Below are 13,160 nucleotides of genomic sequence, written 5' to 3'. Positions count from 1 at the left end.
CGTTTTTGGGTTATTGAATGCTTACTTTGGCTCCGTTGTACAACTTTCCTTCGGCCGAGACGATATATTGATCTCCTTTGGACAAGCCCGACAACACTTCCACTTCATCACCGTAGGTGTCGCCCAGTCGCAACCAGCGCAATAAGGCCACATTATCCTGACCCAAGGTGTACACGCCTGTCAACTGTCCTTTATGCACCAAGGCTTTGGACGGAACCGTAACAACTGTTTTTCCGTTGCTCTCATTTTCCGCTTCCAGCCTAACGGTTGCATACATACCTGACAAAATCTTGGCTTCCGTTTTGTCAATTAAAACCTTCATCAAATATTGCCCTCCCGTATTTTGGGCCGATGCACTTAACTCGGACACTTTACCTGTAAGCGTAGTATCCAAAGTTTTCACAAGTATTTGAGCATTGGTTCCCACTTTTATACCGGAAATATTATTCTCTGAAACCTTCGCAACTACTTCAAAACCTCCTCCAGCTGATTCAATGGATACCAACGGAACACCTGGATTGGCCATATCGCCCTCATCAATGTAAGTATTGGTAACCACTCCGCTGAAGGGTGCTCGAATGTTGGCGTAGGCGAACTGAGAGTTCACTTCGTTCTTCATTTGGTTCGCAGCCTCCAATCTGGCCTTGGCCATTTCGTAGCGTGCGGTCATATCATCCAGTTCTTTTTGTGAAGCACTGTTTTCACGAAAAAGGTTCTGGAACCTTTCGTAATCTTTTTTGGCATTGTTGAACGCAACGGTTGCTTCTGTAATGGATGCTTCCACTTGTGCTTTTTTAGCTCTTAGATCCCCATTATTGATGGAAATAAGAAGGTCTCCCTTGTTTACTTTTTGGCCTATTTTCACAGGAAGGGATTCCACATGGCCCATCATTCGGGTGCTCAAGGTGGCGCTGTTCACCGCTTGTATTTGACCACTTCCGGCCAAAATGGTAGAACTATCGCCCATATCTACCTCGGCAACGGTTACCGGAACCGCTTCCGTGTTGTCCATAGTCTGTTTTTCGTCACTTCCACACCCCATTAGAAGAAATCCCAAGGAGACGGTCAGTATAAAGCTTTTATATATCGTAGTGTTTTTCATCTTACAATTATTCTTTGGTTAAAAATGTTAATAAGGATTGTGCTTGATTGTATTCAAAAATGGTTTGATAATAGACCAATTGTTTTTCGGCATAGTTGGCTTCGGCCATCAATAGATCTGTTGTTTTTTCCAAACCTTCCTTGAATCTGTTGGTACGAATCCTTAAGGATTCTTCGGATTGCTCCATAGCCAATTTTGAGGTCTGGAGCCTGCTCGCGGCATCCTCGACCATCCGCTTGGTGCGTTGTAGCTCCATAGTACTTTTGGCGACGTACTGCTCGTATTCCTGTTTCGCTTTTTCATAACTTGTTTTGCTCTTTCCTGCTTTGGCAAAGCGTTGGGACCCTTTAAACACATCCCAGCTCAAACTTGCACCAATAATGTATCCTTTGGCATCGGCCTGAAAAATTTGGTCGTCGTACATTTCGTAGCTGGCAAAGGCGTTCAGCCTAGGCAAAAAGGTCATGTTATCCGCTTTCATGTTTGCTTTGTAGGCTTCGGACACCAAATCCATGGCTTTTACATCGGCTCTGTTTTCCAGTGAAACGTCCACTGATTCGCCCAAATTATCAAGTACCAATTCTTCGGAGGGTTCATAGACCACATCTCCTTGTTCGTTCATTAAAAAGGCTAAATAGTCCGATGCATTTTTCACATTGCTTTTGGATGTCTTCAATTGATCGGAGACCTCGGTAACCCGTACCTTCACTTCCAACAAATCTGCTTTTTGAAGCAAGCCTTGATCATAGCTGTTCTGTGCCATGTTCAAGTTTGCATTTGCTGCATCGTAAGCTTTTTGAAGTACAGCCACAGCCCTATGCGCCAATTGCAATTGGCCGTAGGCCTTTTGGGCTTCAAAATCAAGGTAATCGCGGGTACGCATGGCTTGAAGCTCTTTAGCCTCCATGGTAGTTTTTGCTGCTTTACGTTGATAAAACCCATCCAAATTGATCAAGGGTTGTTCCACCGAAACTACGGTGGCGTAGTTCTCGATCTGATCGGGATCGTTCAACAAGGCAGGGTTAAAATCTGCCTGGGTCAAAATCTCTTGGTTGAGTTTGGAACCGAAAGCCATCAAAGGATTTGTGGTCGCCATTCCTGTATGCGACACAGCTATCTGTGGCAAAAAGATGGAATTGGAGAACCTATAATCGTATTTTGCCATTTTGGCCTCCTGTTCGGACACCTTGATGCTGGCATTGGACTCTTGCACCTTTGTCAATACTTCTTCCATAGAAATCTTGACAGGGTCTTGGGCAAATAGTTGTCCCTGGATCCAAATGAGTATTGTGAATGTAATTATTCGTTTCATGTATTTAACTAATTTGAAGCAAAATTAAATTTGGCAATTCGCCTGCACAGTAACCTTGGTTACCGAGAAAAATGTCCTGTTTCCCTAAAAAAATGAACCTCAACATGCCCCTGTCACCAAAGAAATGGGTCATATTGAGGCAAGTTCAATAAGTAGGAGGGGGTTTATGCGTTCCGGGTTCCCCCGTGCCCTCCAGCCACCACAATCAAAACTTTAATGCTCAAATAGATGAACTTAAAGAACTGGATTATGGGGTTCATCATAACAAATCGTTTGTATTTGGATATTCTTCGTGTCATAACTGTCTATTCTGGAATTAACCACCAAAAGGGTTTCATTTTTGCTTTGTAAAGGAAGGCGTGGTGAAGGGCCAACTTCAGCCAATGTCCTGCAAGGCCAATGGTACCAAAAGTTTTGCCCAATTTTCTGCCGTGTGTTTCTGGATATTTCTTAAAATCCGGTACAATGGGATAGGTGGTTATGCTTATGCCACTGCCCTTCGTCATCCCGAATCCTGCCGATGCTATGCATGCAGCTCCCATATTCCCCATGGATCCTTTATGGTGCAACTCATTGTCTGAATGCTTGATCATTTCGATGATGTTGTCGGCCACCAATTTTGCGGTGATACCCGATGGCATTCCCGTTCTTGGAGGGGCTGGTGAAATATCGGTGCCGTTTTTACTCTTTCTGGGTTTGGAAATACTGTGCGGTGGTGCAAAGGCAATTCCGGGCGCGAAAATATTGGGATAGGAAGGGTTTTGGTAGGTTTCGGGCCAATCCTGTACACTCCACTCTTCATAGGGTTTGGGTGTGTAGTCGGCATCCACGATCATGAATCCCCTAAAGAGTTTGTCCGTGATATCGTCCCCCGTTTTGTTGTAAGCCTTAAACCCATGACCTGAAAAAGAGGGAATCAACATGGCAAAATCAAAAGATGCCTGTTTTTGCTCCCCTTCAAGGTTTTCATAATGGGCTACCCCATCTTCCACTTTATGGACGCCGGCCCCCAAGATCCATGATATTCCACGATCTTCAAAAACCATTTCCACCATTTCACTGGATTTCATAATATTGCTGCCATAACTCAGCAGCATACCGTCCATGCCAAAATCCCCGAGATTATATTCATTGGCAATCCAGGTAATCTCAGCCATATCCCTAACCTTGTACCGACGCAGTTCTTGTTCCACGTTCAGGATGTATTCGAAAGCGGCACCCTGACAGGTTGATTTCGCATGCCCGGTCCCGATCAATATTTTGGCCCTTTTTCCCTGTTTCATTTGTTGGATAAGGTCATTCAGCGCAGTCCATGCTTCATCGGCATGGGTATAGGTACAGACGGAATGGGCTTTGTTCTTGCCGGGCGATAGCCCTTCGGTGGCCTCGAAGTTGAGTTTTGGCCCAGTGGCATTGATCAGGTAATCGTAGGTCACTTTTTCCGTAGTCCCTTTTTCGTTCCCTGAAACATATTCTGCCAGCACATAGGGTTTTGCCTCTTGCTGGTCGCCTTCGGGATGAAAACTGACGGCCTTGGCCTGTTTATAATCAATATGTTTTTTGGCATACAAAGGAGCCAATGGGAACAGGATGTCCTTCGGTTTCATTCTCCCGATTCCCACCCAGATATTGGAAGGGATCCATTGGTAGTTGCTATTGGGTGATACCACCACTACTTCGTGCTCTTTGGAGAGCTTTCTTCTGAGATGGGATGCGGCCACATGACCAGCTATACCAGCTCCAAGGACGACTATTTTGGCCATTTTATATCATTTTACCCAAAGTTACCTTTAGGTTTTCAGATATAAAGTGACCTAGGTCACATTACAAAAAAGTGGTGGAAGTCTAATCTAACTATCTCATCAACAAACAAAAGCTCGTTTGTTATGATGTCAAAAGAGATGTGGAAAAATCTTATTTTTTATCGCTGTTCATCATAGCCAAGACTGCAATTACCAGAACAACGACCACAACAGCGAACACACCTATCATCCAGATGCCGTTCTCCCATGATACCAGTGGAATACTAATGAGTGTTTTCACAACGTATTGGTTTTAAGTTTAAATCAAAATTAAATACTGTGCTGTAACCAAAACATGATAATCCTCATAAAGCCCTTAACCAACTTTCGGGTTTTTAATGCGTAAAACACAAATTCCTGCATTTTAAACACAAAAAAGAGGGTTATCTAAAAGTTCGTTATCTGTCAGTTCGAGCGTCCCGAAAACTTTCCGGAAGAACCTGAATTGTGTTGGTAATCAATGGGTTTCGACTGCGCTCAACCTGACACATTCAAACTTTTGTTGTTTTTTAGAAGGTAGCCTCTTCCTTTTCAACCATCAAAAAAATCTAATTCTTGACCTTGCATGTACTGATTCCAAAAAGGGTGTACAAAGGACAAAAACTAACAAAGCTTGTTAAGACAAATATGGCTGCAAAAGCTAGCAGCACATATGCCAATGTTCCTGTTATCGCATTAAAATAATATAGTGCCCCTACACCAAGCGCCAAGATAATCCGAATCGTGCGGTCTGCCCCGCCCATGTTTTTTTTCATAATTGATAGTTTATGATTCTTACTATACAATTTACCAAAAATTGGATCAGTTTGTACAGCTTTGTTTTGATTTTCAATGAATTGGGTTGAAAAAGTTGAGTTTCATTGCAAACCGCGTAGTAAACTTGGTTGCACAGAAGCATTATTTTTAAAGTATTTTTGTTTTTGAATCAGTTTTTAGCTTTTTTAACGACTCAATACAAGTATGCTGGATTATTTTGATGCTTTTATCAACGGTTTTTTGGGAACGGTCAGGTGGACTTGGAAGTCAATCATTTTTGAAGTCCCCTGGTACACCAACTATTTCTGGGGCCTGATCCTAATTTCAGTTTTGGTTTGGGTTTTGGAGATTTTGTTTCCTTGGCGCAAGGAACAATCCATTTTTAGAAAGGATTTTTGGTTGGACACATTTTACATGTTTTTCAACTTTTTCATTTTTGCCATTGTAATAAATGGGGTTTACAAAGTACTCGGTGTATTTTTTGCCGATGTGGGAATTACTTCAAAAACATTGACCATTGTAGATATTGCACATTGGTCACAATGGGTTCAATTGCTAGTCTTTTTTGTGGTTCTCGATTTTGTGCAGTGGTTTACCCACGTGTTACTGCACAGGTATCCCGTGCTTTGGGAGTTCCATAAAGTGCACCATAGTGTTAAAGAAATGGGTTTTGCGGCCCATATGCGTTTCCATTGGATGGAAAATGTTCTTTACAAGCCTTTAAAAACATTGGGGGTGATGGTTCTTGGTGGTTTTGAACCCGAACAGGCCTATATTGTACATTTTGCGGCTATAGCCATTGGGCATTTCAACCATTCAAACATCAAATTGACCTACGGACCATTAAAATATATCTTGAACAATCCCGTGATGCACCTGTACCACCATGCATACAATCTACCAGAAGGACATCGGTATGGAATGAATTATGGGATAAGTCTCAGTCTTTGGGATTATATTTTCCGCACTAACTATGTTCCAGAAAGTGGCGGAAAAATTGAATTGGGTTTTCCGGGAGACGAGGATATCCCCAAAGGTTTTTGGGGCCAATTGGTCCATGGATTCAAAAAGCCAAAAAAATAAAATCTAATCAGGGTTTTTCGAAGCATCGAAAACTATACTCCAAATACCTCGTACCTCATCGGGTCCATAACCGACAGCCTTGTCTTCTGGGTAAAATTCCAATAAATGGGTCAATACCTCTGGAGCAATATTCTTTTCTGGGCTTCCATGACAATTCAAGCACAAGCCTTTGGTAACAATGGGATAGTAGAAATAAACTTCCCCGTTTGCCTTATCCAAAATAGGTGCGATCGAATCACCTGAGGCAATTGCTTTCTTAAATGTTTCTATATGCGCCAATTCTGTGGCATTGGCCTTATTGTTGGGATTTCGGGGTTTATCAGAAACCCTTTTTATTCGGGCGTTAAACTTTGTGGCCATACTATCCGTTAACGGATAGGCTTTCTCGTTACAGAAAACAACGGCCTCCTTTACGCCTTTGTTCTGTATAGTTCCCATTAATGCCTTTCCCAAAACTTTTTGGGTTTCTTGGGCATAGGACATGCCCATTTCTGTATAATCCGGATTTTCGGGCGATACTTTTTTATCTGATATTTTTGGCCCCTGCTTACAAGAAAGGAACAGCAGAAAAATTAATATGGAAATTGGAGAAAATCGCATTATTTGGATATTTTACCATTGGTACAACTTACAAAAGATTTTGCTTTTTCCACAAAACCATTTTCCTTATCAATAGTGGTATAACCCATTTATTTGAGGGTTTCTTTAATTAAGGAAGCATCATCGGCGCTTTCATGTTCAAAGCCGACCGATGAGCTATCCTTCTCCACAATCACATCTTTTATTTCTGATAATTTCTTTGAAATGGTATTGACACTACCCCGCATTTGAGGTTTTGTAGCCAGAATGTTGTTTTTATATTGACTATATCCAGATCAATAGCACCAACCCATGTATCCGCCCCTTAAATCGTAAACCTTGGTGAAGCCCAAACTCACCAGCTTTTTTGCTGCTTTTTGACTTCTATTTCCAGATTGGCAATAAATGTACACGGGAGCCTCCTTTTTCAATTTTGAAAAAGCGGCATCAAATGCAACTCCTTGAAAAAAATCGATATTCCTGGCTCCTTTTATGTGGCCCGATAGAAACTCTCCCTTGGTTCTGACATCCACCAATTGGACCTTACCTTTGGAAATGGCGGTTTTATATTCCTCCCTATCCAAAATATTGATTTCATCAGGGAGGTTCTGTTCTTTGAACAAAAAGCTTAATATTGACATAGTATTGTTGTTTTAAGGGCTAAAATACCTCGGCCAACCTATGAGGGTCAGTAACGATAGTTACACAAAAACAACTTTAATGCTTTTTTAAGAAGTTATCCCCACCTTACTTCAAAGTAGTGGGACATACGTAATCCGTAACAGGAATCCCTGCGTTTTTTATGTCGGCAAAACCACCTGCTACGTCAACTAGGTTATGAATCCCCCTGCTTTTTAAGATAGAAGAAGCTATCATGCTCCTATAACCTCCTGCACAATGGACATAGAAGGTTTCTTGTTCTGGAAATTCCGACATATGATCGTTGATAAAGTCCAAAGGGGTTAAATGGGCATCCTCCACGTGCTCTGCTTTAAATTCAGATTCTTTTCTAACATCATAAACGGGCACGCCATTATCCACTAATGCTTTTAGCTCTTCGGCATTAACGCTGTCCACGGTATCAATTTCTTTTCCCGCTTCTTTCCATGCATCAATTCCTCCTTTCAGGTAACCCAGGGTATGGTCAAAACCGACCCTTGATAATCGGGTAATGGTTTCTTCTTCGCGTCCTTCGGGGATTACGAGCAGAATAGGCTGTTTTACATCGGCAACAAGGGCACCGACCCAAGGCGCAAAACTTCCGTCCAATCCAATGAATATGGAGCGGGGCACATGGCCTTTTGCAAATTCATCTTGATGGCGTACATCTAGAACAACAGCGCCTGTTTCGTTGGCGGCAGCTTCAAAAGCCTCTGGAGATAGAGCTTGGGTTCCCCTTTCCAATATTTTGTCGATATCCTCATAACCTTCTTTGTTCATTTTCACGTTCAATGGAAAGTATTGCGGTGGAGGCAAAAGCCCTTCGGTTACCTCTTCGATAAATTCATCTCTCGTCATATCGGCTCTGAGAGCGTAGTTCATTTTTTTCTGATTGCCCAAGGTATCCACGGTTTCTTTCATCATACTTTTTCCACAGGCGGAACCTGCTCCGTGCGCTGGGTAAACAATCACGTCATCGGCCAATGGCATAATCTTGTTGCGAAGACTATCGAACAAAGTACCGGCCAACTCTTCCTGTGTCATGTGGGCCGCTTTTTGGGCAAGGTCAGGCCTTCCTACATCTCCCAGGAACAAGGTGTCACCGCTGAAAATGGCATGGTCTTTTCCATTTTCATCCTTCAACAAATAGGTGGTGCTTTCCATGGTATGGCCAGGCGTGTGCATTGCTGTTATGGTAATTTCCCCCAACTTAAACTCTTGCCCATCTTTAGCGATAATCGCATCAAAAGAGGGGTTTGCAGTTGGGCCGTATACGATAGGCGCTCCTGTCTCCTTCGATAGGGTTACATGTCCGCTCACAAAATCTGCATGGAAATGGGTCTCAAAAATGTACTTGATGGAGGCTCCATCTTCCTTGGCCTTTTTTATGTAGGGCTGCACTTCCCTTAGAGGGTCTATAATGGCGGCTTCGCCTTCACTTTCTATATAGTAAGCGCCTTGTGCAAGGCATCCTGTGTAAATCTGTTCAACTTTCATTTCTTATGGTTTTTACCAAAAATAAATTCGTCTCTTGTGCTTTTCAGTTACCAAAGTTACAAACTCTTTGTCTTGGACTGTAAGGACACTTTTTTTTGCATAAGGCTTCGCTCTTTTTGTTCGGTACAGCAGTCCACGGCATCAAAAGTCTGGACAAACAGGTTTTCTTCACCAAGAATGTCCACAATACCACTGCTGTACAGAATATCCCTTGTGGGGCCTATGGCGGCTGCTATAGAAAAATGGATGCCTTTTTTCCGCAAGTCGAGTATAATCCGTTCCAACATGCTCGCAGCACTGCTGTCTATATAATTTATGGGCTCCGCATTTAGGATGATGTACTTGAGGACAGGGCCTTTCTTCTCGATTTGTCGATAGAGTTGTTTTTTGAAATAATCTTTGTTGCCAAAATACAATTGGGCATCGAACCTTATGACCAATTTATCTGCATCCACTTCCACATCTTCCGAGAAACGGTCAATGTTCTTGTAATAGTGGGTTCCCCTGACTTTTCCCAAAACGGCCATGTGCGGTTTGGATATCCTATATACAAGCAACATTAGGGAGAGCAATACTCCTAAAAGGATTCCCTCCATCAAACCAATAAAAAGGGTCATCAAAAAAGTGGCCGTCAATAGGAAAAACTCGTCTTTTCTGTTCTTCCACAATACCAAGGGGTATTTTATATCTATAAGGCCAACCACCGAAACTATGATGATGGCTCCCAAGACCACTGCGGGCAATTTGTAGAACAATGGAGTGAGGAAGAGCAGTACGCCCGCTATAATAAGTGTGCTAAAGATGAGTGACATTCCTGTTTTTGCCCCGGCTTGATCATTGACCGCGGTCCTTGAAAAACTGCCTGACACGGAAAAAGACTGAAAGAATGAGCCCAAAATATTGGAAAGACCCAAAGCTCGCAGCTCTTGGTCGGCATCCAGTTCGTATTCCGGGTGTTTTTCCTCAACTGTCTTTGCTATGGAAACGGACTCCATAAACCCAAAAAGTGCCACAGTTATGGCAATGGGCATGAGCTGTCCTATTTTGTCCCATTGGAATTGTGGAAGCTGAAAATCGGGAAGGCCCTTTGGAATATCCCCCACAATATAGATCCCCTTTGTTTCCAGATTAAAAATCACTACTGCCAAGATGCCTAGCACCACGATCAACAAGGGGGTGGGCAACTTTTTGTTGATGCTTTTCAGTAAAAACATTAAAAATATGGAGATTGCGCCTAGTCCGAGGGTCAGTAGGTCTACATTGTCCAAACTTCCTATAATATTGGCCAACAGTTCATGAATTTTACTGGATTCCGCAAAGTTTGTTCCCAATATGTGTTTCAGTTGTCCCAAGCCTATCAATATGGCAGCAGCAGATGTAAACCCATTAATGACAGGTTTGGACAAAAAATTTACAAAAAAGCCCATTCTCAAAACACCTAAAAGAAGTTGTATTCCCCCTATGAGCAGGGTCAAAAAAAGTACGGTGGAGATATATTCTTCTGTGTTAACCAGTTGTAATGCACCAACCCCTGCTGCCACCAATAATGAATCCATGGCCACAGGCCCTACGCCCAATTGCCTTGATGTTCCCATAAGAGCATATACCAATGGAGGCACCAATGCAGCATATAGCCCATAAATTGGAGGCATTCCTGCGATCATCGCATAGGCCATTCCTTGTGGTACCAACATGATTCCTACGGTAAGGCCCGCAACCAGGTCTCCTCGGAGCAATGATTTGTTGTATGTGGCCATCCAAGATAAAAATGGCAAGTACCGTTTGATCATGTGATAGATTTTATACAAAAATAGGGTGACCCAAGGAGAACCAATGTAACAAAGTACACACTTATAGATCCACAATTTGGATATAACTTCTATGAAGCACCAGTTTCTTCATTTTTTCCAATTTTTTCAATAATCTGGAAACCACAACCCTTGAGGTGTGAAGATCATAGGCAATTTCTTGGTGTGTGTTTCGAATGCGGTTGTCGTTGGTTACCTCGACTTTCTTTTGAAGGTAGTCCACCAATCTTTGGTCTAAATTTTTGAACGCTATACTGTCCACGGTCTGTAATAACTCGTTCAAACGGTTGTGATAGCTTTCAAAGACATAGTTTCTCCACCCTTTGTACTTGCCCATCCACTCTTCCATTTTCTGAACGGGAACCATTATCATTTTGGTTTCGGTTTCGGTTATGGCCCTGATCTCACTTTTGGTTTGCCCCATGCAACATGCCATGGTTACGGAACAGGTTTCGCCTTGTTCCAGATAATATAGGAGCAATTCATCACCTTCATCATCTTCCCTGAGCACTTTTATGGCTCCGGACAACAGCAAGGGTATGCTTCTTATGTATTGTCCGATATCCATTATGGTTTCGCCTGCCGGGACTTCCTTTAATGTCCCCACTTCAAGAATCTCATCAATAAGGGGTTGTTCAAAATGGCTGTTGAATGTTGCTAAAAGCTCTTCTTTCATAGTATTAAAATACACTCCTCTAAGGTAACCATTTTAGGAAAAATGGTAAGCTTTTGAGCAACCCAAAAACAAAATCCACACTTTTGGCGGGACACCTTAATTTAATTAAGAATATTGTTCGCCGCCAATTCCATAGAACTGAGATCAAATTGGAAATCCTCGCTTTCTTTTATGGATTATAATCTCTTATAGTGACCAAAAAATGCATAACACCATTAAAACAAGTCATAATCTTACCCTGTACACTTCTCCATTTTGCCGCCAATTGCAATTCTTGCGGAATCAAGGCCATTTAAATTATGGTTAGCAAACGATTATTGATTTATATGTTGAATTATTGAAACAATAAGGCACACTTCATAATAATTAGCTATTTTCATTGCCATTTTAATCTTGTTATATGTATTGGATAGGTTTTGATATTGGTAGTTCTTCCATAAAAGCTGCTTTGATCAGTGCTGACGATGGGAGTTTTGTAAGTATGACCCAATATCCTGAGAGAGAAATGTCCATGACCTCGATCAATCCAGGTTGGGCAGAGCAAGATCCAGAGGTTTGGTGGAAAAACCTGTGTATCGCTACCAAAAAATTACTTTCAGAAAACAACATTGATAAAAACAATATAAAGGGAATAGGCATTTCCTACCAAATGCACGGACTTGTAGTGGTGGACAAAGACCTCAATCCCTTAAGGCCTTCCATTATTTGGTGCGATAGTAGGGCTGTAGCAACAGGAGAAAATTTGTTCCAAAAGGTTGGAAAGGAAAAATGTGTAAATCATTTGCTCAATTCCCCCGGTAATTTTACACTATCCAAGCTAAAATGGGTCAAGGATAACGAACCCGATACATACCAAAAAATACACAAGTTTATGCTTCCTGGCGATTTTATTGCCTTACGGTTATCCGGGGAGTGCGTTACCACCCCCTCGGGACTTTCCGAAGGGATAATGTGGGACTTTAAAAAGAACGACCTTGCCGATTGGCTTTTGGAAGCGGCAGAAATAGACCCTAAGCTTGTTTCCAAAATTTCCCCCTCGTTTTCGGAACAAGGATATGTGAGCAAGCAAGGAGCTATGGACAGTGGCCTGCCCGAAGGCATTCCCATAATGTACAGGGCCGGGGACCAACCCAACAATGCCCTTTCCCTTAATGTAATGGAGCCAGGGCAAATTGCGGCCACCGGAGGAACTTCCGGAGTTGTATATGCCATATCCGGACAAGAAAATACACGGGAGCATACAAGAATCAACAGTTTTGCTCACACCAATCATACTGCTCAAAAAACACGAATAGGGAAGCTTTTGTGCATAAATGGAACGGGAATCCAGTACAGTTGGATCAAGAACGAACTGACCCACGGACTTTCTTACAATGATATGAACCAACAGGCCGAAACCATCCCGATCGGTTCCAATGGCCTTTGCATTCTTCCCTTTGGGAACGGCGCGGAACGCATGCTGGAAAATTGTAGAAAAGGCTCACGCATCCTTAACCTCAATTTTAACATCCATAAAACGCCCCATTTATTCCGGGCAGCGCTCGAAGGCATTGCATTTGCGTTTGTACATGGCATGGAAATATTACAAAACGACGGCGTTGATATTCAATCCATAAAAGCTGGAAATGATAACCTTTTTAGGGCAGGAATATTTTCCAAAACCATTTCTACACTTACACAGAGCCGGATTGATATTGTGGAAACCACTGGTGCCATAGGAGCTGCAAGAGCGGCAGCCTATGCTTTTGGAGATTTCGCAAGCATTGGAGAAGCCACTGCATCAGACGCTATCCAATTGACCTATGAACCCGACAACCAAAAACTAAACGAATACAAACAGGCCTATGAAATCTGGAAAAAGGCCCTAAATGAATATATTGATTAA

Annotated in this window: 14 protein-coding genes; 2 read left to right on the top strand and 12 right to left on the bottom strand. The window is 42.4% G+C overall.

The window, feature by feature from the left end; genetic code table 11:
* Positions 1-10: 10 nt before the first annotated feature.
* The 6 genes from AC13CS_RS14060 to AC13CS_RS14035 form a co-directional block, all read right to left on the bottom strand.
* A complete protein-coding gene (locus AC13CS_RS14060; RefSeq protein WP_293166732.1) occupies positions 11-1,102 on the bottom strand; it encodes an efflux RND transporter periplasmic adaptor subunit in 1,092 nt (363 codons plus the stop codon).
* Positions 1,103-1,109: 7 nt separating this feature from the next.
* Positions 1,110-2,414, bottom strand: coding sequence for a TolC family protein (locus AC13CS_RS14055; protein WP_293166734.1), 1,305 nt, complete (start codon positions 2,412-2,414; stop codon positions 1,110-1,112).
* Positions 2,415-2,578: 164 nt separating this feature from the next.
* Entirely contained in the window at positions 2,579-2,713 is a 135-nt protein-coding gene (locus AC13CS_RS14050) for a hypothetical protein (RefSeq protein WP_293166736.1), read from the bottom strand.
* Positions 2,714-2,719: 6 nt separating this feature from the next.
* Entirely contained in the window at positions 2,720-4,177 is a 1,458-nt protein-coding gene (locus tag AC13CS_RS14045) for an FAD-dependent oxidoreductase (protein ID WP_293166738.1), read from the bottom strand.
* Positions 4,178-4,328: 151 nt separating this feature from the next.
* Entirely contained in the window at positions 4,329-4,457 is a 129-nt protein-coding gene (locus AC13CS_RS14040; RefSeq protein WP_293166740.1) for a hypothetical protein, read from the bottom strand.
* 307 nt (positions 4,458-4,764) lie between these two features.
* On the bottom strand, positions 4,765-4,971 hold the full coding sequence (locus tag AC13CS_RS14035; RefSeq protein WP_293166742.1) for a YgaP family membrane protein: 207 nt from the start codon (positions 4,969-4,971) through the stop codon (positions 4,765-4,767).
* A gap of 205 nt (positions 4,972-5,176) precedes the next feature.
* On the opposite strand from AC13CS_RS14035, the gene AC13CS_RS14030 reads away from it, so the two are divergent.
* Positions 5,177-6,055 carry a sterol desaturase family protein gene (locus AC13CS_RS14030; protein ID WP_293166744.1) on the top strand — a complete coding sequence of 293 codons (879 nt, stop codon included), beginning with the start codon at positions 5,177-5,179 and terminating at the stop codon, positions 6,053-6,055.
* A gap of 3 nt (positions 6,056-6,058) precedes the next feature.
* On the opposite strand, the gene AC13CS_RS14025 is transcribed toward AC13CS_RS14030, so the two are convergent.
* The 6 genes from AC13CS_RS14025 to AC13CS_RS14000 all read right to left on the bottom strand — a co-directional run bounded on the left by AC13CS_RS14025 (position 6,059) and on the right by AC13CS_RS14000 (position 11,275).
* Positions 6,059-6,655 (bottom strand): Tll0287-like domain-containing protein, encoded by a 597-nt coding sequence (locus tag AC13CS_RS14025; RefSeq protein WP_293166746.1) that lies wholly within the window; start codon positions 6,653-6,655, stop codon positions 6,059-6,061.
* An 89-nt stretch (positions 6,656-6,744) separates the two neighbouring features.
* Entirely contained in the window at positions 6,745-6,882 is a 138-nt protein-coding gene (locus tag AC13CS_RS14020) for a hypothetical protein (protein ID WP_293166748.1), read from the bottom strand.
* 48 nt (positions 6,883-6,930) lie between these two features.
* Positions 6,931-7,275 carry a rhodanese-like domain-containing protein gene (locus AC13CS_RS14015; protein WP_293166750.1) on the bottom strand — a complete coding sequence of 115 codons (345 nt, stop codon included), beginning with the start codon at positions 7,273-7,275 and terminating at the stop codon, positions 6,931-6,933.
* A 106-nt stretch (positions 7,276-7,381) separates the two neighbouring features.
* Positions 7,382-8,791: an MBL fold metallo-hydrolase gene (locus AC13CS_RS14010; RefSeq protein ID WP_293166752.1), complete on the bottom strand. Its 1,410-nt coding sequence runs from the start codon at positions 8,789-8,791 to the stop codon at positions 7,382-7,384.
* Positions 8,792-8,847: 56 nt separating this feature from the next.
* Positions 8,848-10,581, bottom strand: coding sequence for an SLC26/SulP family anion transporter (locus AC13CS_RS14005; RefSeq protein ID WP_293166754.1), 1,734 nt, complete (start codon positions 10,579-10,581; stop codon positions 8,848-8,850).
* Between the two features lie 61 nt (positions 10,582-10,642).
* Positions 10,643-11,275 carry a Crp/Fnr family transcriptional regulator gene (locus AC13CS_RS14000; protein ID WP_293166756.1) on the bottom strand — a complete coding sequence of 211 codons (633 nt, stop codon included), beginning with the start codon at positions 11,273-11,275 and terminating at the stop codon, positions 10,643-10,645.
* 400 nt (positions 11,276-11,675) lie between these two features.
* Here AC13CS_RS14000 and AC13CS_RS13995 point away from each other — a divergent pair, with 400 nt between their 5' ends.
* Positions 11,676-13,160 carry an FGGY family carbohydrate kinase gene (locus tag AC13CS_RS13995; RefSeq protein ID WP_293166758.1) on the top strand — a complete coding sequence of 495 codons (1,485 nt, stop codon included), beginning with the start codon at positions 11,676-11,678 and terminating at the stop codon, positions 13,158-13,160.

Source organism: Flagellimonas sp. B-3 (genome assembly GCF_056857835.1).
Note: the sequence above shows the minus strand (reverse complement) of the source record. Positions and strands in the feature narration are given on the sequence as shown.